General features: G+C 58.8%; 19 protein-coding genes and 3 pseudogenes. All 22 read left to right on the forward strand.

What is annotated here, in order from left to right; translation table 11 throughout:
* Positions 1-3: 3 nt before the first annotated feature.
* The 22 genes and pseudogenes from IRT44_RS14940 to IRT44_RS15045 all read left to right on the forward strand — a co-directional run bounded on the left by IRT44_RS14940 (position 4) and on the right by IRT44_RS15045 (position 24,802).
* Positions 4-1,626, forward strand: a complete 1,623-nt coding sequence (locus IRT44_RS14940) for an amidohydrolase (RefSeq protein ID WP_230076910.1) — start codon at positions 4-6, stop codon at positions 1,624-1,626.
* Positions 1,623-2,880, forward strand: a pseudogene (locus IRT44_RS14945) (M20 family metallo-hydrolase). The gene IRT44_RS14940 and the pseudogene IRT44_RS14945 overlap by 4 nt, the downstream one beginning before the upstream one ends.
* A 190-nt stretch (positions 2,881-3,070) precedes the next feature.
* Positions 3,071-3,928 (forward strand): carbon-nitrogen hydrolase family protein, encoded by an 858-nt coding sequence (locus IRT44_RS14950; protein WP_230076911.1) that lies wholly within the window; start codon positions 3,071-3,073, stop codon positions 3,926-3,928.
* A 16-nt stretch (positions 3,929-3,944) separates the two neighbouring features.
* Positions 3,945-4,621, forward strand: a pseudogene (locus IRT44_RS14955) (GNAT family N-acetyltransferase).
* Positions 4,622-4,675: 54 nt separating this feature from the next.
* Positions 4,676-5,346: pseudogene (locus IRT44_RS14960) on the forward strand (GNAT family N-acetyltransferase).
* Positions 5,347-5,469: 123 nt separating this feature from the next.
* Positions 5,470-5,718: a hypothetical protein gene (locus IRT44_RS14965; protein WP_171564887.1), complete on the forward strand. Its 249-nt coding sequence runs from the start codon at positions 5,470-5,472 to the stop codon at positions 5,716-5,718.
* Positions 5,715-7,028 (forward strand): sigma-54 interaction domain-containing protein, encoded by a 1,314-nt coding sequence (locus IRT44_RS14970; RefSeq protein ID WP_171564886.1) that lies wholly within the window; start codon positions 5,715-5,717, stop codon positions 7,026-7,028. Before IRT44_RS14965 ends, IRT44_RS14970 begins: the two co-directional genes overlap by 4 nt.
* A 173-nt stretch (positions 7,029-7,201) precedes the next feature.
* Positions 7,202-8,278 (forward strand): tartrate dehydrogenase, encoded by a 1,077-nt coding sequence (locus IRT44_RS14975; protein WP_171564885.1) that lies wholly within the window; start codon positions 7,202-7,204, stop codon positions 8,276-8,278.
* A gap of 3 nt (positions 8,279-8,281) precedes the next feature.
* The gene (locus IRT44_RS14980) at positions 8,282-9,727 is read left to right on the forward strand and encodes an aldehyde dehydrogenase family protein (protein ID WP_171564884.1); all 1,446 of its coding nucleotides are present in this window, start codon (positions 8,282-8,284) and stop codon (positions 9,725-9,727) included.
* A 13-nt stretch (positions 9,728-9,740) separates the two neighbouring features.
* Positions 9,741-10,499: an SDR family oxidoreductase gene (locus tag IRT44_RS14985; RefSeq protein ID WP_171564883.1), complete on the forward strand. Its 759-nt coding sequence runs from the start codon at positions 9,741-9,743 to the stop codon at positions 10,497-10,499.
* A 19-nt stretch (positions 10,500-10,518) separates the two neighbouring features.
* Positions 10,519-11,388, forward strand: coding sequence for an energy-coupling factor transporter ATPase (locus tag IRT44_RS14990; protein WP_230076912.1), 870 nt, complete (start codon positions 10,519-10,521; stop codon positions 11,386-11,388).
* Positions 11,385-12,245, forward strand: a complete 861-nt coding sequence (locus IRT44_RS14995; protein ID WP_171564881.1) for an energy-coupling factor transporter ATPase — start codon at positions 11,385-11,387, stop codon at positions 12,243-12,245. Before IRT44_RS14990 ends, IRT44_RS14995 begins: the two co-directional genes overlap by 4 nt.
* A gap of 12 nt (positions 12,246-12,257) precedes the next feature.
* Positions 12,258-13,094: an energy-coupling factor transporter transmembrane component T family protein gene (locus IRT44_RS15000; protein WP_212131982.1), complete on the forward strand. Its 837-nt coding sequence runs from the start codon at positions 12,258-12,260 to the stop codon at positions 13,092-13,094.
* Between the two features lie 63 nt (positions 13,095-13,157).
* Positions 13,158-13,715 (forward strand): ECF transporter S component, encoded by a 558-nt coding sequence (locus tag IRT44_RS15005; protein WP_171564879.1) that lies wholly within the window; start codon positions 13,158-13,160, stop codon positions 13,713-13,715.
* Between the two features lie 139 nt (positions 13,716-13,854).
* Positions 13,855-15,072, forward strand: a complete 1,218-nt coding sequence (locus IRT44_RS15010; RefSeq protein ID WP_171564878.1) for a M20 family metallopeptidase — start codon at positions 13,855-13,857, stop codon at positions 15,070-15,072.
* Positions 15,073-15,094: 22 nt separating this feature from the next.
* Positions 15,095-16,417, forward strand: a complete 1,323-nt coding sequence (locus IRT44_RS15015) for an MFS transporter (protein ID WP_230076913.1) — start codon at positions 15,095-15,097, stop codon at positions 16,415-16,417.
* A gap of 119 nt (positions 16,418-16,536) precedes the next feature.
* Positions 16,537-18,318, forward strand: a complete 1,782-nt coding sequence (locus tag IRT44_RS15020; protein WP_212131980.1) for a M3 family oligoendopeptidase — start codon at positions 16,537-16,539, stop codon at positions 18,316-18,318.
* Positions 18,319-18,418: 100 nt separating this feature from the next.
* Entirely contained in the window at positions 18,419-18,649 is a 231-nt protein-coding gene (locus IRT44_RS15025) for a hypothetical protein (protein ID WP_171564875.1), read from the forward strand.
* Positions 18,650-18,996: 347 nt separating this feature from the next.
* On the forward strand, positions 18,997-21,216 hold the full coding sequence (locus IRT44_RS15030; protein WP_171564874.1) for a hypothetical protein: 2,220 nt from the start codon (positions 18,997-18,999) through the stop codon (positions 21,214-21,216).
* 45 nt (positions 21,217-21,261) lie between these two features.
* Positions 21,262-22,428 (forward strand): HEAT repeat domain-containing protein, encoded by a 1,167-nt coding sequence (locus tag IRT44_RS15035; protein WP_230076914.1) that lies wholly within the window; start codon positions 21,262-21,264, stop codon positions 22,426-22,428.
* 115 nt (positions 22,429-22,543) lie between these two features.
* Complete coding sequence (locus tag IRT44_RS15040; RefSeq protein WP_171564872.1) at positions 22,544-23,959, forward strand: glycosyltransferase family 2 protein; 1,416 nt, start codon at positions 22,544-22,546, stop codon at positions 23,957-23,959.
* Positions 23,960-23,983: 24 nt separating this feature from the next.
* Positions 23,984-24,802 (forward strand): response regulator transcription factor, encoded by an 819-nt coding sequence (locus tag IRT44_RS15045; protein WP_230076915.1) that lies wholly within the window; start codon positions 23,984-23,986, stop codon positions 24,800-24,802.
* Positions 24,803-24,806 lie beyond the last annotated feature (4 nt).

The raw sequence follows: 24,806 nt of genomic DNA on the forward strand, positions 1-24,806 counted from the left end.
GAGATGGCTGACATCGTTTTTCTGAACGGACAGGTAGTGACGGCAGACACGCAAAACCGCGTGGCGGAAGCGGTGGCGGTGAGCGGAAACCGTATCGTCGCCGTGGGCGGAGACGAAGAGATGCGCCGCCATGTGCACGCGGGCACGCGCGTGATTGATCTGGAAGGCAGGAGTCTCCTGCCGGGATTCATCGACGCCCACCTGCACATCACACTCTACGGCACGAACAAATTGGGGGTGGACTGCAAGGCGGCGGGCATCGACTCGGTGGACGGCCTGCTGGAGGCGTTGAAGCGGCAGGCGGAACGGACGCCGGCGGGATCGTGGGTGCGCGCCTCCGGATTTGACGAAAACCGGATGAAGGAACGGCGTTACCCTACCAGGCAGGAACTGGACGAGGTGTCGACGGAGCATCCCATTTTCGTGATGCGGACCTGCGCCCATCACTCCGTCGTCAACAGCCGGGCGCTCGCCTTGGCCGGGTTTGACGAACATACGCCCGATCCGCAGGGGGGACGGCTTGACCGGGACGAGACGGGGGCGCTGACGGGACTATTGGTGGAAACGGCGCACATGAAGATGTTTGAAACGGCGGCATTTAGCGAGGAAGAGTACCGGAGAGCCCTGCGCCTGGCTTCGGACGATTTTGTGGCCGCGGGCATCACCAGTGTGCACGACGCGGGCGGATACGGGCCGGACAACCTGCGGGCGATGCAGAAAGCGGTGCGGAGCGGCGACGTAAAAGTGCGGATCTACGCGATGATCTGCGCGTTGAACGAGTCAGACGCCTTCGTCCGCCGCATGATGGAGGCAGGTGTCGTGACAGGGTTGGGAGACGAGCGGTTTCGGATTGGCCCCGCCAAAGTGTTCGTGGACGGAGCCAGCACCGCAGCGACGATGGCGATGCGGCAGCCGTACGACAACCGTCCCGGCGACTGCGGAATCCTCTACTACAACCGGGACGAGCTGCATACGATTTTGGGAGAAGCGCATGCAAAAGGGTTCCAGATTACCGCTCATGCACAGGGGGACCGGGCCATTGACCTGCTGCTCGACTGTATCGAGGACGCGCTGCGCAAACATCCGCGGGGCAACCACCGCCACCGCATCGAGCACGCCGGCGTCTCCGCCCCCGACTTGGTCGAGCGGATGGCCCGTCTTGGCGTCGTGCCGATTCCCAATCCCGCCTTTCTCTACGAGTACGGCGACGGTTACGTCCGGAGCATCGGCGATCGGGTCAGCCACATGTATCCCGTCGGCGACTTTTTCCAAAGCGGTATCGTGTCGGCAGGGGGTTCAGACTGCCCGGTGACGGATTTTTCACCGCTGTTGGGCATTCACGCCGCCGTCAACCGCAGGAGCAAAAGCGGACGGGTCGTGGGGGACCGTCAGCGGATCGGGGTGATGGAGGCGATTCGCCTGTTTACCGTAAACGGCGCCTACGCCAGCTTTGAAGAGGACATCAAAGGCAGCATCGAAGCGGGAAAACTGGCTGATCTGGTCGTCTTGAACGGGCGGATTCTCGACGCAGCACCGGAGCGGATCAGGGACCTGCAAGTGGAGCTCACCATGATCGACGGAGAGATTGTCTACCAAAAACAGGGCAGGGAGGTCATGAAGGGATGAATACCGAGGCAGGAGCGCTTGCGATCAACCGGGAACGCTTGCAGCAGCGGATCGAGGCATTGGCGCAAATCGGCAAAATCGGGGAGACGGGGGTGTGCCGGCTGGCGCTGTCCCCGAGGACCGGGCGGGCGTGGAACTGGTCAAACGCTGGATGGAGGAGGCGGGACTCACGACGCGGATCGACCACTTTGGCAACCTGATCGGGCGGCTGGAGGGAGGACAGCCGGATGCGCCGGTGCTGATGATCGGCTCGCACATCGACTCCCAGCCGTATGGCGGCCGTTTTGACGGCACGATCGGCGTGCTCGGCGGGCTGGAGACGGTGCAGACGATGATCGAAAACGGATTTCAGCCAGAGCGGCCGATTGAGGTGGTCGCATTTTGCGATGAAGAAGGCTGCCGGTTTCAAAAGGGGCTGTTCGGCTCTCGCGGCATCCTCGGGCAGGTGGAGGCCGAAGAGTTGGAACGGACGGACAAAAACGGCATCTCGCGCAGACAGGCCTTGATCGACTTTGGCTGTGACCCGGAGCGGCTTGCCGACTCCGTCTATCCGGCCGGGGCAATCGGGGCGTATCTGGAACTGCACATTGAGCAGGGGCCGGTACTGGATCAGGCGGGGCAGCCCGTCGGCATTGTCACCGGCATCTCCGGTCCGCTCTGGTGGACTGTGGAATTTGCCGGCTTTGCCGGTCACGCCGGCTCCGTGCCGATGTCGATGCGACGTGACGCCTTGGTGGGGGCCGCCAAGGTAATTGCCGCCCTGAACAAGATCGCCAGTCAGGACCCGAACGCTCCCACGGTGGGAACCGTCGGCCATCTGGAGGTCTTCCCCGATTCGCGCAACATCATCCCGGAGCGGGTCAGGTTCAGCATCGACCTGCGCGATATCGACCTTGACCGGCGAAACCGGCGGGAGGCGGAACTGCGCGAGGTAATCGAACAGACCGCGGTCGAATGCGGACTTGCGTACACGATCACCGAAGACACAAACAGCGAGCCGCGCTACTGCGCCGAGTGGATCAAGGCAGTGATGCGGGAGGAAAGCAAACGGATGGGACTTACGCCGCCCGAACTGATGAGCGGCCCGTTCCACGACGCCTTGGCGCTTTCCTACGCTTGCGAGTACGGGATGATTTTCGTCCGCTGCAAGGACGGCATCAGTCACAACCCGCAGGAGTATGCCTCCCCGAAGACATCGCGCTCGGCACTGAACTGTTGTACCGCACCGCCTTGCGGATGGCCGCGCTCCGATAGGCGTTAGTGAACGCCGGCTGTCATGGGTTTCGCCAATCGGCATTTCTCCATACGGCTGTCTGTCCTGGTACAGACAGCCGTGTTCCGTATTCAGGATACCTGCGGCAAAAGTGCGGCCGCAGGAAGACTTTGGCGCGCTTTTTTGCTATAGTTTAGCTATCACGAATATTGCGAGGAGGAAATCGTCTTCATGAAGATGCGCGTCTCCGCGGTGCAGTATCACCTGCATACCATACAAAGTTTTGATGAATTTGCCCGCCAGGTGGAGCACTACGTGAAAACGGCGGAGGAGTACGAAACGGAATTCCTGCTGTTTCCGGAACTGTTCACCACGCAGCTGATGTCAATTGGCGACGGGACAGGCAGCGCCCTGCCCATTACCGCCCTCCCATCGTTTACGGAGGACTACGTCAATCTGTTCTCCACGCTGGCCGCCCGGCATGGCATGCACATCATCGGCGGCACCCACATCATTGAAGAAAACGGCCGGCTCTACAACACAGCCTTCCTTTTTTACCCGGACGGACGTGTCGGCCGTCAGAAAAAGGTCCACATCACCCCGTGGGAAATCAAGGGATGGAACATGGGCGCAGGAGACGGACTGGTGATTTTCGAGACGGACAAAGGGAAAATCGCCGTGATCATTTGCTACGACATCGAGTTTCCCGAACTGGTGCGGATGGCCAAGGCGCGCGGTGCCGACGTCATCTTCTGCCCGTCGTGCACCGACGATCGGCACGCGTTCCACCGCGTCCGCTACACCAGCCATGCGCGCACCATTGAAAACCAGGTGTACGTAGTCGTCACGGGCACTGTCGGCTCGCTGCCTACGGTCGATTTCATGCGGGCCAACTTTGGGCAAGCGGCCGTGCTGACGCCCAACGACGTGCCGTTCCCGCCGCGCGGCGTCCTGGCAGAAGGGGAGATCAACCACGACATGATCGTCACCGCCGACCTGGATCTGCAGCTCCTGTACGACGTGCGGGAAAAAGGCTCCGTCACCACCTGGCGCGATCGCCGCATCGACCTGTATCCTGATTGGAAGTAAAACGGAGGGAAGCCTCATGTACCGCAAAGAGCTGTACGTCTTTGATCAGGACAAGCCGGTCAAGGCGATGATCCGCAATTATACGCCGGACGACTTTGACGAGCTGATCCGGATCCAGCAGGAGAGCTTTCCGCCGCCGTTTCCCTCGGAACTGTGGTGGAACAAGGAGCAGCTGACCAACCACGTCACCCTGTTTCCCGAGGGAGCCGTCTGCGTCGAGGTGGACGGCGTTCTCGCCGGCTCCATCACCGGCCTGCTGGTCACGTTTGACCCGGCTCACCCGGACCACACCTGGGAGGAAGTGACCGACAGCGGCTACATTCGCAACCACGATCCCAACGGAGACACCCTGTACATCGTGGACATCTGCATCCGTCCGTCCCACCGCAAGCTGGGGCTGGGCAAATGGATGATGCAGGCAATGTACGAACTGGTCGTCCACAAAGGGCTGAAGCGCCTGTTGGGCGGCGGCCGCATGCCCGGCTACGGCCGGTACGCCGACCAAATGACGGCGGAAGCGTACCTGGAAAAGGTGGTAGCGGGGAATTGAAGGATCCGGTCGTGACGTTTCTGATGCGCTGCGGCCGCACACCCCTGAAAGTGGTGGCCAACTACCTGGAAGACGAAGAATCTCGCAATTACGCTGCGCTGATGGAGTGGAAAAACCCCTTTATGTCCGCAACGAGACAATAGTGCTCCATGCAGACAATCGAGCGCCCATAAATATAGGCGAGGAGGAATAGATCCGTGCAGTACATTCGCATTGCAAGCATTGACGATCCCTTGTTTGCGCGCATGCATCGCCTGATGCAGGAAGTGTTTCCGCCGGAAGAAGTGCTGGCGTTTGACTTGTGGAAAGAACCGCTGGAAGACCCGGGCATCCGCGTATTTGTGGCCGTCCACGAAGGCGAGGTCGTAGGGGCGACCGAGTACCGCTACTACGCCGACCTGAACGTGGCCATGACCGACTTTACGATTATCGGGCGGAGGGGCTTGGCATCGGACGTTTTCTCGCGCTTGAACGGCAAAAGGACCTGAACGCCCTCGCTGCGGCGCAGGGCAAGCAGTTATACGGCATGTTCGCAGAGATTTACGATCCGTACCGGGTAGAGAACCACGAATTTGGCGGGATCAAGCCGATGGACCCATTCGTGCGGCGGGAAGTGCTGTCCCATCTCGGGTACAAGCGAATTGACTTCCCGTATGTCCATCCGTCCTGGCAAAATGACGGCGAGGCCGTTTCCGGTCTTGACCTGTGCTTCCTGCCGACTAACGAGGACCAGGACAGCCTGGAAGCCGATCTGATCGTCACCTTCCTCACCCGCTACTACGCCGTCCTGCCGCAAAAGCCGCAGGCGTGGGTGGAGATGGTGGAACGCCTGTCCGGAATGGACCGCGTCCCCCTTCGTCCGATCTGACGGGAACGCGGTGGCTGCCGGACACTTGAAAAACTCCTGTGGAGCCGATGGCGCTTCACGGGAGTTTCTTGCACCCACAGAAAATGAACTCGTCCCCACGCCGGGAAAAAGGAGTGACGGGAGATGAAAGCCAAAAATCTGGCCGCCATTCTGCTGTACGTGGCTGTACTATTCCATCTGCTCGGGATGAGCGGGTGGGTAGTCCCCGAGATGGTGCAGCCGATTCAGCTGGCAACGTTGGGGTTGATGCTGGCGGCGCTGGTGGTCCTCAGGCAGAAGAAGCGCAGGACCAAACGGCGAACGGCGCGAAAACCGCCCGCGGAAGTGAACGCCCTGGTGGACCGGGCGCAAGAGGGGGATGCGGCAAAGTGAACAGCAACATCCACATCCAGGCCATTTTGGACGCCTCGCATGACGGCATCATCGCCGTCGACCGGGATTCCACCGTCATCTGGGTAAACAAGAACGCGATCGAAATCCTCGGCCTCCCCGCCGACATCGTCGGAGAGAAGATCACCCGCTACATTCCGAATTCCGACATGCTGCGCATCCTGGCGACCGGCAAAAAGGAGATCGGCGACATCGCTACCGTGCTCAACCGGCAGATCATCATCAACCGCCTGCCGATCATTGTGGATGGCGAGATCGTGGGAGCAGTCTCCACATTCAAGGAGATCACCGACGTACAAAAAATGGAAATGCGCATCCGCAAGCACTACATGGAGAGCGGACTGGAGGCCAAATACCGGCTGGAAGACATCGTCGGCTGCTCGCAGGCCATCCGCGAGGCGAAAGCGTGGGCGGCCAGTTTCGGAAAGACGGAGGCGACCGTACTGATTACGGGGGAGACCGGGACGGGAAAAGAGCTGTTTGCGCAGGGCATTCACCTGGTCAGCCAACGCTCGGCCGGTCCGTTCATCGCCGTCAACTGCGCTGCTCTGCCCGGCAACCTGTTGGAAAGCGAATTGTTCGGCTACGAGGATGGAGCATTCACCGGAGCGCGCAGGGGAGGAAAGCCGGGGCTGTTTGAGCTGGCCCACGGCGGCACCTTGTTCCTGGACGAAATCGGTGAGCTGTCGCTGCCGATCCAGGCCCTTTTGCTTCGCGTCCTGCAGGAGAAAAAGGTGAGGCGAATCGGCGGGGAGCGCATCGTGCCCGTCGACGTGCGGATCATCGCTGCGACCAACCGCGATCTGGAGCAGCAGATAGCGTCCGGCCAGTTTCGCTCCGATCTCTACTACCGGCTGAACGTGTTGACGCTGGAAATCCCTCCGCTGCGAGAGCGGAAAGAAGACATCCCCGACCTGGTCTGGTCGATCATTCACGAGGTGGGCGAGCGAAGAGACAAAGCGATCAGGGAGGTGGACCCGGCGATCTTTGCCCTGCTGGAGCAGCACAACTGGCCCGGCAACGTGCGCGAACTGCGCAACGTGGTAGAGCGCATGGTGCTGTTGTGTCAATCCGACCGCCTGGACGCGTCTGATGCCGAATTTTTTGTCAGCAAAATCCAGCGTGTCCGCGATAGACCGCAGCCGGGCGAATCTGAGGAAGCCATGCTGATTCGGAAAGTTTTGGAAGAGACAAAGGGAAATCGGATGGAGGCGGCGAAGATACTCGGCATGGACAGGACTACTCTGTGGCGAAAGCTGAAAAAGTACGGATACAACGGAACGCGCCGGTGACACATGCTGCATGGATTGCAACACATGTTGCACGTTTTGCAACAACGAGTGTACGCCATGCAACGAGTAGCGACCGTACATGCCACAATACGACTGAAAATTATGAATATACCGACTGTGGTATGGGATTTGCAAGTGAAAAAGGGCATCCTCATGGCAAAGGAGGAGCCACGATGAAGCATTACGCGGTCGCGGTCATTGCCGGAGACGGTATCGGACCGGAGGTGATGGAGGAGGGACTCGCTCTCTTGCAGGCGGCTGCCGAGATTCACGGCGGACTTGCCTTTGAGACCTCGACTTTTCCCTGGAACTGCCGGTATTACCAGGAGCACGGGCGGATGATGCCGGAGGACGGCCTGACGACCCTGCGGCAGTTTGACGTCATCCTGCTCGGGGCGATCGGTGATCCCAGCGTGCCTGATCACATCTCCGTCTGGGAGTTGATCCTTCCGATCCGGCGAGCGTTTCAGCAGTATGTCAATCTTCGGCCGATCAAGCTGCTGCGCGGGCTGGAGAGTCCGCTGCGCTGCAAGGGGCACGCCGATCTCGACTTTGTCGTCGTGCGGGAAAACACAGAAGGTGAGTACTCCAACATGGGCGGACGCCTGCACGAGGGCACACCGTATGAGCTGGCGGTGCAAAACAACGTCTTCACCCGTTACGGCGTGGAGCGGATCGTGCGCTACGCCTATCGGCTGGCAAAAGAAACCGGCAAGCGGCGCCTGACAGCGGCGACGAAGTCCAATGGCATCAACCACTCCATGCCGTTTTGGGACGAAATCGTCAAGGAAGTGAGCCTGGAGTACCCGGAGATTGAGACCCGGCTGACACACATTGATGCGCTGTCCGCCTATTTTGTCAGCTGCCCGGAAACGTTTGACGTCGTCGTCGCCAGCAACCTGTTCGGTGACATCCTGACCGACCTGGGTGCGGCCCTCGTCGGCGGGCTGGGATTGGCCCCGTCCGGCAACATCAATCCGGAAAAAAACTACCCTTCGATGTTTGAACCGATTCACGGATCGGCGCCCGACATCGCGGGCACAGGCACTGCCAATCCGATCGCGACCATCTGGAGCGTGAGCATGATGCTGGATCACCTGGGCGAGCGGGAACTGGGCAGGTTGGTGCTGGACAGCATCGAAGACGTCCTGGCGGAGCGGCGCGTCCGCACGCCGGACCTCGGCGGGACAGCCACCACGCGGGAGATGGGGCAGGCCATCCGTGAACAACTATACCGCAGGGGAGGATGACCTATGGAAAGGACACAGGCACAGGTGCATCACTACCGACTGTACATCGACGGTACATGGGTGGAGACAGACGAGCGCATTCCCGTCACTCACAAGTATACGGGCGAGGTCATCGCCACGATCGCCAAGGCAAAGCGGCAGCACGTGGAAGACGCCGTCACATGCGCGCTGGAGACGTTCCGCCGAAGCACCCTGACGCCGAGCATGCGCGCAGACATCCTGCTGGAGGCAAGCCGGATTGCCGAACAACGCCGGGAGGAATTGGAACTGTCGCTGGTCAGGGAAGTGGGCAAGACACGCAAAGACGCCCGGGGCGAGCTGGACCGTGTCATCAATACACTGCGGCTGTCGGCCGAGGAAGCAAAGCGGATTGCCGGTGAGATGGTGCCCCTCGCGGCTACGCCGGGTGCGGAAAACCGGATCGGCTTTGCCATCCGCGTGCCCAAAGGGGTGATCGGGGCGATTACGCCGTTCAACTATCCGCTGCTCCTCGGCACGCATAAGGTCGCTCCCGCCATCGCCGCAGGCAACACAGTGGTGCTGAAACCGGCGACCGCCACGCCGATCGCGTCCTTTCTGCTGGTGGAACTGTTGGAACAAGCCGGCCTTCCAAAAGGGCACGTCAACATCGTCACCGGCTCCGGCAGCCAGGTGGGAGAATGGATGCTGGACGATCCCCGGATCGCCATGTACACCTTTACCGGCTCGGCGGAGGTGGGCGCCATCATCAAGCAGCGCAGCGGCCTGCGACCCGTGGCGCTGGAGCTGGGCAACAACTCCCCCAACATCGTCCACGAAGACGCCGACCTTGACCTGGCGGCGAAGCTGATCGCCCAGCGCAGCTTTCACAACGCGGGGCAGGCCTGCATCGCCGTGCAGCGAATCCTCGTGGCCGAGCGTGTCGCCGAAGCGTTTACAGAGGCATTCCTGCACGAGGTTCGTCAACTGCGCGTGGGCGATCCGGAAGACCCGGAGACGGACGTCGGGCCGATGATCAGCGAAGCGGAAGCGATCCGAGCGGAAAACTGGGTGCAGGAAGCTGTCGCGCAGGGGGCGGAGCTGCTTTGCGGAGGCCGGCGGGACAAAGCCGTGTTCCATCCGACGGTGCTGACGCGAACCACCCCGGAGATGAAGGTAAATTGTCTGGAGGTGTTCGCCCCGGTCGTCACCATCATCCCTTACCGCACCATCGAGGAAGCCTTTGCCGTCGCCAATGCATCCAGCTACGGCCTGCAGGCAGGCATTTTCACCAACGATTTGAACATTGCCATGCGGGCTGCACGGGTGCTGGAGTACGGCGGCGTCATCATCAACGACGTCTCCACGTACCGCAATGACGTGATGCCCTACGGCGGCATCAAGAACAGCGGTCTGGGCAAGGAAGGGCCGCGCTACGCGATCGAAGAGATGACCGACCTGCGCATGGTCGTGATGAATCTGAAACAGTAGGGGGGGCGTGCCAATGCTGTTGAAAGACAAGGCGGTTATCGTCACGGGTGGCGGTTCCGGCATGGGAAAAGCGATCTGCCGCCGCTTTGTGCGGGAGGGGGCGCGGGTGGCCGTCGTCGATTGGAACGGGGAAGCCGCCCGGGAGACAGCCGAAGCGTGCGGCTCTGACGCATGGGCGGTTCCGGCAAACGTGGCCGTTGACGCCGAAGTAAAGGTGATGGTGGAGCGTACAGTTCAGCGATTCGGCACGGTGGACGCCGTCGTCAACTGCGCCGGGGTGCCGATGACGTTTACCCCGGTCGAGGAGGTGTCGGAAGAGCTGTGGCAGCGGATCATGGATGTCAATGTCAAGTCCATCTACCTGACGTCCAGGTACGTCGTTCCCGTCATGAAACAGCGGGGAAGCGGCGTGATCCTCAACATCTGTTCGATCGCCGGCATCCGCGCCCGCCCGGGACTAAACGCGTACTGCGCCTCGAAGGGAGCGGCGATCATGCTGACCAAGGCGTTGGCAATCGAACTGGCTCCCTACAAGATTCGCGTAAACGGGATCAATCCCGGTCCGGCGGAGACGCCGATGCTGCGCCAATTCATGAGCGGGGATGCGGAGAAAATCTCCAGGGACACGCAGGAGATCTTTGTCAGCAGCGTCCCGCTCGGCAGCCTGATCCAGCCGGACGATATCGCTCATGCTGCTCTTTATCTGTGCAGCGACTTGTCCCGAATGGTGACCGGGGAAATTGTCAACGTGGACGGCGGGCGGGGAATTTAAGTGAAAGCGAGGGGAACGCATGACAAACGAGCCGCTCATTCGCGTAGAAAACGTCTCGTTTTCCTATCAGGTGAACCACGAACAGCAGATTCCCGTCCTGCACGGCGTCTCCTTTGAGGTGTACCGGGGTGAACACCTGGCCATTATTGGCCACAACGGCTCGGGAAAATCGACGATCTCCAAACACCTCAATGGCATCTTGACGCCGCGGGAAGGCGATGTTTGGGTAAACGGCATCAATACCCGGGACAAGAAGCGGATGCACGAGATCCGCAGCCTTGTCGGCATGGTTTTTCAACATCCCGACAACCAGCTTGTCGCCACCATCGTGGAGGAGGATGTCGCCTTTGGGCTGGAAAACATCGGCGTGCCGCCGGAGGAAATGAAGCAGCGCGTCGACTTTGCCCTGGAGTCCGTCGGCATGAGCGCGTTCCGCCACCGGCCGCCGCACCATCTGTCTGGGGGACAGAAGCAGCGGATCGCGATTGCCGGCGTCCTCGCGATGAAACCGCAGTGTCTGGTGATGGACGAAGCCACCAGTATGCTGGACAGCTTCGGACGGCAGGAGATACTTGCTGTCGTCCGCAGACTTCATCGCGAAGGCATGACGATCGTGAACGTGACGCACCACATGTCAGAAGCGGCGGCAGCGGACCGGGTGATCGTGATGGAAGGCGGCCGGATCGCGCTGCAGGGCACCCCGCGGGACGTGTTTGCCCAGCATGAGCGGCTGCGTGAGCTTCACTTGGACGTCCCGGACGCCAGCCGGATTGCCGCATGGGTCCACCGGGAAGTGCCGGCGTTTTCCCCTGCGCTGATTCACAACGAGGAAGTGGTGGCGGAAGTAAACAGGCTCACGCTTAAACGGGCGGAGGCGAGCGGATCATGAGTCAGCCGATCATTGAAGTACGGAATCTGTCTCACGTGTACATGCAGAACACCCCGCTGGAGCACCGCGCCCTCACCGACGTGACCATGCAGGTGGCAGCAGGGGAGTGTATCGCCATCATCGGTCACACCGGATCGGGCAAATCGACGCTGATTCAACATTTCAACGGCTTGATCCGTCCCCAGTCCGGCACCGTCATCGTCAACGGGCTGGACGTCTCCCATCCGAAGCTGGACGTAAAAGCGCTCAGGCGTCAGGTGGGGCTGGTCTTTCAAAACCCGGAAGACCAGATTTTCGAGAAGCTGGTCGGCGATGACGTAGCGTACGGCCCGTTCAAGATGGGGCTGCCGCTGGATGAGGTGCGGCGCCGCGTACAGTGGGCCATGGAGCTGGTCGGGCTGTCGTTTCAGGAGATGAAAGACAGACCGACGTTTGCGCTCAGCGGCGGCCAAAAGCGGAAGGTGGCCCTGGCCGGCGTGCTGGCGCTTGCGCCCAAGGTACTGGTGCTGGACGAACCGACGGCCGGGCTTGACCCGCGTTCGCGCAACGAGCTGTTGGAGCGGATACGCCGGCTGAACCGAGAGGAAGGCCTGACGGTCATCTTCGTCTCCCACAACATGGAGGAAGTGGCCCGGCTGGCCGACCGCGTCTATGTCATGGCCGGCGGGCGGACCGTCTGCACAGGCACCCCGCGCGACATCTTTGGCAACCAGGAGATTTTGCGCGCCCATCGGATCGGAACGCCGGAGAGCGTCGACATCCTCTACCGGCTGCGGGACCAGGGGTATTCGGTCGATGTGGGGGCGTACCGCGCCGAAGAAGCAGCGGAGCAAATCGTGACGTTGATCAGGCGGTGAGGAGGGATTCGCATGTCCGCCGAATTTGAATTGACCCGAAACATCACGATCGGCCAGTATCTGCCGACAGGTTCGATCGTGCACCGGCTCGATCCGCGGTTTAAGTTGGCCGCCTTTGTCATCCTCATCCTCGCGATTGCGATCTGCGGCACCTACGCGGGCAACCTGTTCGGTCTCCTTGTCTGCTTGTGGCTGTTTCACCTCGCCAGGATTCCGCTGCGCTACGGCCTGTCCGGGGTAAAACCGGCTGTGCCGTTCATCCTCATCTTGGCCGTGTTGCAGCTGCTTTTTTACGGGGAAATCGCCCGAGGCGGGACCATCTATCTCCAGTACGGGATTGTGACCATCTCCAGCGAAAGCGTTCGGCTGGTGATCGTGTCGGCAATGCGGTTTGTGGAGGTGATCTTTCTCTCCAGCGTGCTGACGCTCAGCACGTCGACGACCGAGCTGACGCACGGGATGGAGCGGCTGTTACGGCCGCTTGCAGCCATCCGGTTTCCCGTCCACGCGTTCGCCCTGATCATCACCATCGCGATCCGCTTCGTGCCCACCTTTGCGCTGGAAATGGAAAAGATGATGAAGGCCCAGGCGTCGCGCGGCGCCGACTTTGGCACCGGCGAGTGGTGGCGGATCGTAAAACGGACGAAAGACATGCTGCCGATTCTCATCCCGCTGTTTAACGTGGCGCTGTCTCGCGCGGAGGACCTGATTCTCGCCATGGAGGCGCGCTGCTACACGCCGGGAGCGGCTCGGACGCGCTACGCCCACTACAAGGCGCACGGCAGGGATTACGCTGCCATTGCTGCAAGCGTGGTCATGGCTGCGGTGATGGTGGCGATACCCTGGTAGTGGAGAGTGCTTGCTGGACGGAAAAATCGCCAATAATCAGCATTCAATTAGGAGGGAAGACGCATGGAAAAGGGCTTGACGGTTCGCAAAATTGTGATCGCCGGTGTGTTAGGGGCCATTGCCATCCTGCTGGGCGTGACGCGTCTCGGCTTCATTCCGGTCCCGACGGCGGCAGGCAATGCGACGATCATGCACATCCCGGCAGTGATCGGCGGCATTGTGGAAGGGTGGGGCGTTGGGTTGGTGATTGGTCTCATTTTCGGTGTTTCTTCCTTTTTAAATGCCACAGTTCCGCTGTTTAAAGACCCGTTGGTCGCCATCCTGCCGCGGCTGTTTATCGGGGTCACGGCGTACCTGACGTACACGGGTTTGCGGCGTCTCAACGAGCATGCAGCGATTGCCCTTGCCGGCTTTGTGGGTTCGATGACAAACACGATCCTGGTGCTCGGGATGGCGGTTATCCGCGGCTACATGCCGGTCGGCGTCGCTGCCAGCGTAGCGGTGTTCAGTGGCCTTCCGGAAGCGATCGTCTCCGTTATCGTGACGCTGGCTGTCGTGGTGGCGTGGAAGAAAATCGGCTCGGCCGGCAAACAAAAGTCAAAAATTTCAGGAGATTTGTGATAGCGGGATGATGTACTGTCGGTTGCGTGCATGTGAGACAGCGGCGGAAGTTGTGATGCAGGGGGACTGACGGAAACGGACCAGCGGAATGCCGTCCCATCGCGGTATCCGTGCAGAATCTGGAGAGGAGCGATTGTCCATGAATCAAGTCATTTCCTATGTCGATGAGCAGGAAGTCGTTCGCCTTACGCAGGAGTTGGTGCGCATCCCGAGCGTGTATCGGCCAGGTCAGCCGGATGGCAACGAAGAGCGGGTCGCCCAATTTGTCGCCGAGACCCTGCAGCAGATGGGACTTCAGGTATTTTACGAGGAAGTGGTGCCGGGGCGGCCCAACGTGATCGCCTTTTACGATTCCGGCCGTCCGGGCAAAACGCTTCTCTTTGAGGCGCATACGGACGTTGTGACGGAGGGGGACCGCGACGCGTGGAGCTACGACCCGTTCGGCGGGCAGATCGCAGGCGGCCGCATCTACGGCCGGGGCGCCTGCGACACAAAAGGCAACCTGGCGGCGGCAATCTGTGCCGTCAAGGCGATTCAGCGTTCCGCCATCCCATTTCCGGGCAAAATTCTGCTCTGCATCCCTTGCGACGAAGAAGGCATGATGATCGGGATCAAGGATTTCATCCGCCGCGGGTGGGCGGACGGTGTGGATGCTGCGATCATCTGCGAGCCCGAGGAAAACCAGCTTTGCATCACGCAGAAAGGGGCAATGCGGGCGATCCTCAGGACCTACGGAAAAATGGCCCACGGCGCCATGCCGCTGACCGGGGTGAATCCCAACACCCGCATGGCCCGGGTGATACTCGCACTGGAGGAGTTGGAACGACGAGAGAAGGAACGTCTGGGAGAGCATCCCATGCTCGGGTGGCCCAGCATCACGCCGACGATTGTGCAGGCCCCGGTCAAGGGAGAACCGCAGATCAACGTCGTTCCCGATCAGTGCATGACTACGCTGGACATCCGCACGGTGCCCGGCCAGGATCACGATGTGCTGCGCCGGGAGATGAACGACATTCTGGAGCGGCTGGCGCACGAGGATGACCAGTTCAAGGCCGTGCTGGACGTGATCGAGGAGCGCCCGTGGACGTTGACGCCAATGGAGGCGGAAGTGGTGCAGGCGGTCGCGACAGCATACCGGGAAGTGGCGAAAAAGGAGCCGGTCTTCAACGGAGTGCCCGGCGCCACCGACGGGACGTTTTTGCACAAGGCCGGCATCCCGATCCTGACCACCGGCGCGGGGGACCGGCACATCCCGCACCACGTCGACGAATACGTGGACATCGCACAACTCGTGGAGACGACCCAACTGTTTGCCCTGTCCGCACTGACCTATCTGACACAGCCGGTTCACGCTTGAAATGCGCGAAGGAGGAACGCCAATGAATCAGGAACAAACCGTGCAGCCATCCGTCGGCGAGCGGACTGTCCGCAAGGTGATGCGGCGAATCATCCCCTTTATTTTTCTGCTGTACATCGTTGCGTTCTTGGACAGGGTCAATCTGGGTTACGCGGCTCTGGAGATGAACCAGGCGCTGGGATTGAGCGCCGAGGTGTTCGGCCTTGTGTCCGGCATCTTTTTCATCGGGTACTTTCTATTTGAAATACCCAGCAATATCCTGATGCACCGGATTGGTGCCCGCATCTGGATCGCCCGCATCATTGTGAGCTGGGGGCTGGTCGTGATCGTCACGGCATGGGCGCAGAACGCCATGCACCTTTACGTTCTCCGCTTTCTTCTCGGCGTGGCAGAGGCGGGCTTCTTCCCGGGGATCATCTTGTACATCACGTACTGGTTTCGGGCACGGGAGCAGGCGCGCGCGTTTGCCTTGTTCATGACGGCGCTGGCCGCTTCCAATATCATCGGGGCCCCAATCTCCACCTGGATCATGGACAACATCAACTGGTTTGGCATGCCGGGATGGCGCTGGATGTTCATCCTGGAAGGTATCCCGGCGGTCATCTGCGGCGTTGTCACTTATTTCTACCTGACGGACCGTCCCGATGACGCGCATTGGCTGACTGCGGAAGAAAAGCAGTGGCTCAATGCGGAACTGGCTCGCGAACAGATGGCCAAACAGCACCAAAAGCGGTATACGACCAAAGACGTGCTGGCCAACCCGCGCGTGTGGCATCTGGCCCTGATTTACTTCACATTGGTCGTGGGGTTGTACGGAATCGGTTTCTGGATGCCGACGATCATCAAGCTGCTGTCCGGCAAGCTGACCAATACGCAGGTGGGATTGGTTACGATGATTCCCTATGTGATCGGCGGATTGGCGATGATTGCATGGGCCCGCCGCTCGGACCGTACCGGGGAACGGCGGATGCACGCGGCTATCCCTCCGGCGGTGGGAGCGCTCGGGTTGATCATCTGCGCCTTTACCGACGATCCGTACCTCTCCGTCCTCATGATGGGTGTGGCGACGGCTGGAATATACAGCTTCTTTGGACCGTTCTGGGCGCTGCCTGCGCTGTTCCTCAGCGAGGAAGCGGCGGCGGTGGGCATCGCGTTGATCAACTCCATCGGCAACCTGGGCGGTTTTCTCGGCCCTTATGCGCTCGGGTATTTGAACGAAGCGACGGGCAGCATGACAGCCAGCTTGTTTTTTCTCAGCGGGTTTTTACTCCTGTGCTCCCTGCTGACGCTGGCGATCAAGCGGCAGACCCTGGTGCAGCATCCCGAAACAAAGATGAAAGTGTAAGCGTTGCCCCTACCCGGAATCAGGGTAGGGGTTCCTTTTGAAAAACTTGCTCACTCCATAAGATTTTTTTTACAATAAGGAAGGAATTGATCAAGAAGTTGCTAAGGAGGCACGTGTGTATGGAGATGCGCTGGAGTTTGGACGTGTTGTACCCGTCTTTCGATTCCCCGGAACTGCAAAAAGATTGGGACAAATTGTGCAGTGAGATGAAGGAACTGAAAGCGTGGAGCAAAGAGCACCTGCATGGGCAGGATGACGCCGTGAACAAAATGGAAACGTACATAACCAAACTGACGTCTGTGCTGCAAACGCAGTCCCGTTTGTATCATTTTGCCGAGCTGACCGCCAGTGTCGACGCAAAAAACGAACGCGCCCTGCAATTGGTGGAACGGATTCAGGAGCAGGCGGTGGAACTGGTGGAGCCAGGCGTCCAGTTTCAAAAGTGGTTGGGATCGCTTTCCGGCCTGGACAGTCTGATCAGCCAGTCTCCGCTGCTGGAAACGCACCGGTTCTTCCTCACAGAGACGGCGCAAAAGGCAAAGTACCTGCTGAGCGAAAAAGAAGAAATCATTCTGGCAAAGATGAAAAACACCGGCTCCAACGCATGGTCGAAGCTGCAGGAACTGCTCACCTCCACACTAATGGTAGACATCACCGTCGATGGCGAAGCGAAACAGCTGCCGCTGTCGGTCGTGCGCAACATGGCCTACGAAAAAGATCCGCAAGTGCGCAGGACGGCGTATGAGGCTGAACTTGCAGCGTACAAGAAAATCGAGGAATCGTCTGCAGCCTGCCTGAACGGCATCAAGGGCGAGGTGATCACCACCGTCAAACTGCGCGGCTACGAATCTGCTCTCGACAAAACGCTGCAGGACTCCCGCATGGACAAGGAAACGCTGGACGCGATGTTGACCGCGATGCGCGAAAGCCTGCCCGTCTTTCACAAGTACTACCGGACGAAAGCGAAGCTGTTGGGCCACGCGAACGGACTGCCGTTCTACGATCTGTTTGCGCCCGTGGGAGAGGCGGACATGCGCTTTACGTATCAAGAGGCGCGGGACTTTATCGTCAAACACTTCGGCAGCTTTAGTGAAAAGCTGGCCAACTACGCCGCGCGTGCGTTTGACAACCGCTGGATTGACGCCGAACCGCGCGAAGGCAAACGGGGCGGCGCGTTCTGCCACAACCTGCACGTCGTCAAGGAAAGCCGGATCATGGCCAACTTCACCGGCTCGTACAACGACGTGAGCACGTTGGCCCACGAACTGGGACACGGCTATCACGGTGAGTGCCTGGTAGACGAAGCGTTTTTGAACAGCGACTATCCGATGCCGATTGCCGAAACCGCTTCCATCTTCTGCGAGACGATCATCGCCAAAGCGGCGCTTCAGCAGGCGACCGAGGAAGAGGCGTTTGCCATTTTGGAAAATGCCATCTCCGGCGAAGGACAAGTCATTGTCGACATCTACAGCCGCTATCTGTTTGAATCGGAGGTGTTCAAGCGCCGTGAAAACGGCTCGCTTTCCGTCAACGAGCTGAAGGCAATCATGCTGCAGGCGCAAAAAGAGGCGTACGGCGACGGTTTGGACCACGAATTCCTGCACCCGTACATGTGGGTGTGCAAGCCGCACTACTACTTTGCCGATTACAACTTCTACAACTTCCCGTACGCGTTTGGCCTCCTGTTTGCCAAAGGGCTGTACGCCGAGTACCTGAAGCGCGGCGCTTCGTTTGTTGAACAGTACGACCAATTGCTTGCGGTCACCGGCAAGATGAACATAGCCGACGTTGCCGCCATCATGGACGTGGACGTCCGCTCCGTCGATTTCTGGCGCGGCTCGCTCGCCCTGATCGCGGAGGATGTGGAGACATTCGTCTCCCTGGCCGCATCCCGCAGCTAACCGACCTACCCAAGAGCCCGACGATTACCGTCGGGCTTTTACGTGTGTATAGCCAGCCGGTCAGGTGGAGACGATATGAAAAAAAGGATGAGGTGATATTGTGGTGAACGGATTGCAGTTGCTTGATCTTCTGCGGGAAACGGAAAACAAGATGCTCCATTTACATAGAGCCATCGACAGGATTACGAATGAACCCGATTTCAAGGAGTCGGTCAGCGTCTTGACCGAGGTAGTGCGGGATTACCAGTTGCAGTTGGACAAAATGAAACAGGCGTTGGGCAAAATCGAGATTGGCCAGCAACACTCCTCTCAACAGTCCACCCACCAGTAGACCCAGCCTTGTTGTAAAGAACATGTAATAAATCAGCCTTCCATGTAAAGTGGAAGGCTTCTTTTTTGGGAGCAACATACCAATTTTTTCAAGTAAAATGGACCTATGTATGCGTTTACATATCCTGCCATTCCATTTCTTTTGTCCATATGTCCTTGACAGGTTGCAGGACTGGTTGATGATTTATCTGGGAATTTGGGCACGAAAATGGAATTGTATTACATTTTCGTTACAAAACAGGTGTTCGTGAAGCAGGAAACTGCGACTATGGCCGGTGTGGAATTTCCTGCCGTATAATGACCGACAGGCGTGTCAATCCGAGTAAAACGTGATCGGGGAGTGTCGAGATGGAGAAGGCTGGGATTCGCAAACGAATCAGTTGGCTGCTCCTCGCGGGATTCGCCGGCGCCACTGTCGGCTTTGCCATGTGGATGTTTCCCACGTCTGCCCAGGTTGAGACGGTGCAAACGTCGGAGGGACACCATATAAAATTCCGCACGCACGGCGAGCAGCTACAGATGTATAAAGACAGCACGTGGAAACCCTACTTCGTTAAAGGGATAAACTTGGGGGCATCCCTGCCGGGGCATTATCCTGGCGAACTGCCGATCCAAAAAGAAGACTACGAACGCTGGTTCGGCCAGATGTACGAATTGGGTGTCAGAGCCGTGCGGATTTACACCATCCATCAGCCTGTCTTCTACGAGACACTGGTGGAGTTCAATCGGAAGCACGCCGATGATCCGCTCTACCTGATTCAGGGAATCTGGTCGCCGGAAGAAGCGCTGATTGAAAAGAAGGATGCGTTTTTACCGGAGATCAAGACCGAGTTTCGCCAGGAAATCGAATACGCCGTTGGAGCGGTGTACGGAGACATCGAGATTCCCGAACGGCAGGGCAAAGCAAGTGGTACATACACAGCCAATGCCGGTCCCTACCTGTTGGGCTGGCATATCGGAACCGAATGGGACCCGGAAATGGTGAGCCAGACAAACCGAGTGCGCAGACAGGAACCGATGTATCACGGGCGTCACTTTCAGGCCGCTCCCGCAGCCACGCCGTTTGAGAGCTGGCTGGCGGAGATGCTTGATTATACAGCCCAACTGGAAGCCAAACGGGGCTGGCAGCACCCGGTGACGTTTACCAACTGGGTCACGACCGATCCGCTCTCCCATCCGGGTGAACCGATCATTCACGAGGACATGGTCAGCGTCGATCCGACGCATATCCAGAACGTCAACTGGGAGGCGGGTTTCTTCGCCGCCTATCACGTCTATCCGTATTATCCGGACTTTTTCCGGTTTGATCCGGAGGTCAGAACGGTGAAAAACGAGCGCGGCGAGATCGATCCGTACAAATCCTACCTCAGGCAATTGAAGTCCCACCACAAAGGGATGCCTGTCATGGTTACCGAGTTTGGTGTTCCCTCGTCCTTGGGAGTCGCGCACCTTGGCCCCTTGGGACGCGATCAGGGCGGACACGACGAGCGCGAGCAGGGACGCATCAATGCGGAACTGCTTCAGGAGATTTACGCCGAAGGGTATTCGGGCGCCATACTGTTCACCTGGCAGGACGAATGGTTTAAACGGACCTGGAACACCATGCGGTTCGAGATCCCGGAAGACCGGCGGGCGTACTGGAAAAACGAACTGACCAATGAATCGTTCTTCGGGCTTCTGGCGATGGATGCCGGCAAGGAAGATGATCTGGTCATCGACGGAAAGGCGGACGATTGGGACAGGCTGCCGGCGGAGGAAAAACGAAAGATGCCGGCACATATGCCAGGATTTCGCGACATCTGGATGACGCATGACGAAGCTTACGTCTACTTGCTGGCTCGGTTGGACGGTGCGTTCCAGCCGGAGAAGGAAACGTTGTACCTCGGCTTTGACACCATACCGGGCGGCAACCGGCAATCCGGCGAACTGCCCGGACTGTCGCTGGATGAGGGACTGGAGGCGCTCGCTGTGCTGGGAACCGAGCAGGAAAGCCAGGTCAAACTGGCGGCCCAATACGATTTCCATCGCCGACTGTACGGAGAGCGTTTCGGAATGTTGAGCATCCCGGAGGAAGAGCGCCAAGACAATTCCGGAGTGTTTACGCCGGTGAAGCTGGCGGTCAGCCTGGAGATGACTCCCCCGGATACGAAGCAGTACCATCCGTTTGAGGAGGTGGTGGTAGGAAAATTACGTCGGGGGACGACCGCTGTTGGAAAAGAAGGCTACAGCTCACAGGCACACTGGCAGGTCAACGGTGAGTGGTTGGAAGTACGCATTCCCTGGATGCTGATCGGGTTTACCGATCCAAGTACAAAACACGTCCTGAGCTATCGAGACGGCAATACAAAGTCGTTTGACGCCGTCAAGACCGAAGGGATTCGCATCATTGCCCTGCGGGGGGATAAAGCGTCCGGACGGCTCCAGGGAGTGGACGGCACCGTTGTTCCGCTCTCGACATGGGAGCGGTATACCTGGCGGGAGTGGGAACTGCCGCAGTTTTCGGAACGACTCAAAGAGAGCTATTCGATCTACCAGAAAGCGCTGCAGACCATTCCGGCCGACCGCTAGTGGCAAGGTAGTCAAGTTAGAGGAGAGGAGAGGAGAGCGAGAAGCATGTTTCAACATCTGCAGATCGCATACGGGTTTATCTGCGTCGCATCCGCATTGATTGTCAGCGGGATGGTCCTCCTGCTCGTGTTCAAGTGGCGAAACCTGCGTGTGGCTCGCATGAAAGACGAAGCACGAAAAAAGCAGCAGGACTATGTGGCGTACGTCATCGCTCATCTCGATGCGGATGAGGAGTTGAAACTCCCGATTGGTCCGCTCGACAAGTGGGACCTGGCCGTGTTGGAAGAGCAGTTGATCGAGCTGGCGGAGCGCGTCAAAGGAAGACACCGCGAGCGGCTGGCCGAATTGTTTGAGCGGCTGGGGCTGCCGGAAATGGAACTGGCCCGTCTGTCCCGTTCGTTTGGCGTGAGCCGCTTGGACGCTGCCTACAAATTGGGAGCGATGGGGTGCAGCCAGGCTGCTCCTGCGCTGTTGTCGGTCCTGAAAACGGAGCGAGACGAACCGGGCCGCTTTATCATCGCCCGCGCTATCGCCCGTTGCGCCAGAGATACGGCGGATCTGCGTGAAATGGTTACGCACATGGTCGCCCTTTCTCCGGAATCGCCCCGGCTTATGGCCGAGATTCTGAGCGAGTCGGCTGTCGATCCTGTGCCGCTGATGCGGGAGTGGATCGAACATTCCGATTGGCGGCTGGTGCTGGTTGCGATGGCCGGGATGCCGTCCACGGCTGACCAGGAGCTGCTCGGCAGCTTGTGGAAGCTGATCGGTGCGGACGAGAAAGAGATCCGCATCAACGCAGCCAAGCTGCTGCTCCGTTCAGGGGATGGGGTGACGCCACAGCAGGTGGAATCGCTCATTACGCACCCGGATTGGGAGATCAGATCGCTTACGGCCAAGTCGATCGGCAGATGGGCAGACGACCGCTATGTGCCGCTGCTCAGTCGGGCCATTGAAGATGAGAACTGGTGGGTGCGGTACAATTCCGCCCGCAGCCTGGCCGCACTCGGCGACGACGGATTCAGAGCCCTGTGCGAGATCGCTTCGCAGGCGAAGCAGCCTGAAATCGCCGACCTGGCCATGCAAAACATCCAGGAAGCGCTCCGCAGCGAGAGCGACGTCAGCGGTCAGGCTGGTGCCGCAGGAGCCAAAACCAAGCAGGCCATGTACCACTCTTATTTCAACACGCAGCAGGCAGGCCATATGACAGGATAAGCGTGGAATACTTCCCCGAGAAGGGAGATAGCAGCACGAACTACTTCCGTGAGAGAAAGCCAACTTCATCGGAAGGTCTACGATGGAAGATTTCTTCGGAGGGAAAGGAGGAATTATGCGCGATCTGTTGCTGGGTTACGGGTTGTTTGCCATGTACTACGTCATGGTGGTCAACTCGATATACCTGCTGATTACCATCTTCTCGCATCTGAACATCTCGAAGATCATGAAGCGTTCCCGGTATACCCGTTATCAGTCACTTGCCGGATCGGATCGGGTCCCGCCCGTCTCCATCCTGGTGCCGGCATTCAATGAGGAGCTGACGATTATCGAGAACGTTCGCTCCCTGCTGGCTCTGCATTATCCGCAGTACGAAGTGATTGTCATCAACGACGGGTCCAAGGACGATACGCTGCAGGTGCTCATCAAGGAATTTGGATTGATCCGGCAGCCGCACGCCCGGATCCGCAATGTGGTGCACTCGTCGCCCGTTAAAGGGATTTATCACAACCCGCAGTACCCGCAGCTCTATGTCATCGACAAGGAAAACGGCGGCAAGGCGGATTCACTCAACGCAGGCATCAACTTGTCCCACTATCCGCTGATCGCGTCAATTGATGCCGATTCCTTGCTGGAAAAAGACGCACTCATCCGGATGGCACAGGTGTACATGGAAAATCCGGAAGAGACCGTCGCCATCGGCGGAAACGTGCGCATCGCCAACGGTTGCCTGATCGAGGACGGCATCGTCAAGAAAGTGAGGCTTCCTGACAAACTGCTGCCGATGTTTCAGACCATCGAATACATGAAAGCCTTCCTCGGCGGTCGGATTGGATGGAGCTCGATCAACGGCTTGATCATCGTGTCGGGGGCATTTGGCCTCTTCCGCAAAGACTGCGTGATCAAAGTTGGCGGCTACCGCGAAGGGTACCCCGGCGAGGACATGAACATCATCATTAAATTGCACAAGTACATGCTGGAGAACAAGCTGAAGTACCGTGTTGCCTTTTGTCCCGATGCTGTCTGCTGGACGCAGGCGCCGGACACATTCCGTATCTTGAGCAGTCAGCGCAAGCGCTGGGGCCGGGGTAACCTGAAAAACATGCTGGAATACCGGCACATGCTGTTCAATCCGAAGTATAAGATCATGGGCCTGTTGACCATGCCTTACAACGTGATGTTTGAAACGCTGAATCCCTATTTCAAGCTGACCGGGCTGCTCGCCCTGATCGGATACAGTTTGATGGACATGACCGATGCACACATCGTTCTGGTCTTTATGGCGATCAACCTCTTGTACGGCTACATGCTCACCGTCAGCGCCATTTTGCTGGAAGAGCGGGCGTTCCGCCGTTATCCGAAAATGAGCGATCTGGCCAAGCTGCTGGGATACGGATTCCTGATGTTTTTCGGGTACTACCAATTGGGAGCGATTTGGCGCCTCCTCGGTCACATTGAGTTTTTCCGCAAGAACAACACGTGGGGTGTCATGACGCGGCAGAGTTGGAAAGTAGAGACGCGACAATCGTGACGCATCTGCAAAGGAGTGGAGAAGATGCCTACAAGCGGTAACCAACGTGTGGCAGAGTCCCGGTTTGCCGAAAAGCTGTCGTATTTTTTGCGGTACTACGAGGCGAGCAACCTGGCGTGCGGTCTGATTGCCGCCCGATGCGAATCAGACGGTGACCCGGAATGGGCCGGACTGCAGCAGTATATCCAGGATCGCGATCCCCGGCAGGCTGCTCAGGTCTTTTACGACGACGAGTCAAAGGTGCTGTTCCTCTTGTTGGACGGCACAACGCTGGCCGATACGCACTATCTGGCGCTGCAAGTCAAGGAGAGGTTGCAGGAGCGCCACCGGCTGCAAGGGAGCGTCTACATTGCCAGCTTTCCCGAAAGCGGCGATTCGTTCGAGGCGTTGTATCAGGAAGTGATCCGGCGACTGGAACAAAAGGCCGGAGCCGCAGACAGTTTGCAGTTTGTCGTGTGCCAACCGTCTGTGCGGCCTCACCGCCTGCTGCTAATTGAGAACGACCCCGTCGTCAGGCAGCTCCTGGCGGTTCGGTTCGCGCGCAGCGGATACGATGTGCATACCGCAATAGACGGCGCAGAGGGGATGGAAAAATACCTGCAGCTGCGTCCTGACCTGGTAATCACTGAACTAACGCTGCCGGTGATGAACGGGTTTCAGGTGATCGATTGGCTTCGAGAGCAGCAGGAACCTGAAGCGCGATGCAAAATTGTGGTGCTGACGGACAAACGTCTGGAGGATGACATGACCAAATGCTTCCAAAAAGGCGTTGCCGATTATATCACCAAACCATTTTCCCCCATTGAGCTGGACTGGCGCATCAAGCGCTTGCTAGTCTCCTAGACAT

The sequence above is a fragment of the Brevibacillus sedimenti genome (assembly GCF_020923495.1).
Lineage (GTDB): Bacteria > Bacillota > Bacilli > Brevibacillales > Brevibacillaceae > Brevibacillus > Brevibacillus aydinogluensis.

Bases quoted from the DNA above. Each gene is read 5' to 3' on its own strand.
- IRT44_RS14940 (WP_230076910.1), top strand. From the start codon at position 4: ATGGCTGACATCGTTTTTCTGAACGGACAGGTAGTGACGGCAGACACG.
- IRT44_RS14950 (WP_230076911.1), top strand. From the start codon at position 3,071: ATGAAGATGCGCGTCTCCGCGGTGCAGTATCACCTGCATACCATACAA.
- IRT44_RS14965 (WP_171564887.1), top strand. From the start codon at position 5,470: ATGAAAGCCAAAAATCTGGCCGCCATTCTGCTGTACGTGGCTGTACTA.
- IRT44_RS14975 (WP_171564885.1), top strand. From the start codon at position 7,202: ATGAAGCATTACGCGGTCGCGGTCATTGCCGGAGACGGTATCGGACCG.
- IRT44_RS14980 (WP_171564884.1), top strand. From the start codon at position 8,282: ATGGAAAGGACACAGGCACAGGTGCATCACTACCGACTGTACATCGAC.
- IRT44_RS14985 (WP_171564883.1), top strand. From the start codon at position 9,741: ATGCTGTTGAAAGACAAGGCGGTTATCGTCACGGGTGGCGGTTCCGGC.
- IRT44_RS14990 (WP_230076912.1), top strand. From the start codon at position 10,519: ATGACAAACGAGCCGCTCATTCGCGTAGAAAACGTCTCGTTTTCCTAT.
- IRT44_RS14995 (WP_171564881.1), top strand. From the start codon at position 11,385: ATGAGTCAGCCGATCATTGAAGTACGGAATCTGTCTCACGTGTACATG.
- IRT44_RS15000 (WP_212131982.1), top strand. From the start codon at position 12,258: ATGTCCGCCGAATTTGAATTGACCCGAAACATCACGATCGGCCAGTAT.
- IRT44_RS15005 (WP_171564879.1), top strand. From the start codon at position 13,158: ATGGAAAAGGGCTTGACGGTTCGCAAAATTGTGATCGCCGGTGTGTTA.
- IRT44_RS15010 (WP_171564878.1), top strand. From the start codon at position 13,855: ATGAATCAAGTCATTTCCTATGTCGATGAGCAGGAAGTCGTTCGCCTT.
- IRT44_RS15015 (WP_230076913.1), top strand. From the start codon at position 15,095: ATGAATCAGGAACAAACCGTGCAGCCATCCGTCGGCGAGCGGACTGTC.
- IRT44_RS15020 (WP_212131980.1), top strand. From the start codon at position 16,537: ATGGAGATGCGCTGGAGTTTGGACGTGTTGTACCCGTCTTTCGATTCC.
- IRT44_RS15030 (WP_171564874.1), top strand. From the start codon at position 18,997: ATGGAGAAGGCTGGGATTCGCAAACGAATCAGTTGGCTGCTCCTCGCG.
- IRT44_RS15035 (WP_230076914.1), top strand. From the start codon at position 21,262: ATGTTTCAACATCTGCAGATCGCATACGGGTTTATCTGCGTCGCATCC.
- IRT44_RS15040 (WP_171564872.1), top strand. From the start codon at position 22,544: ATGCGCGATCTGTTGCTGGGTTACGGGTTGTTTGCCATGTACTACGTC.
- IRT44_RS15045 (WP_230076915.1), top strand. From the start codon at position 23,984: ATGCCTACAAGCGGTAACCAACGTGTGGCAGAGTCCCGGTTTGCCGAA.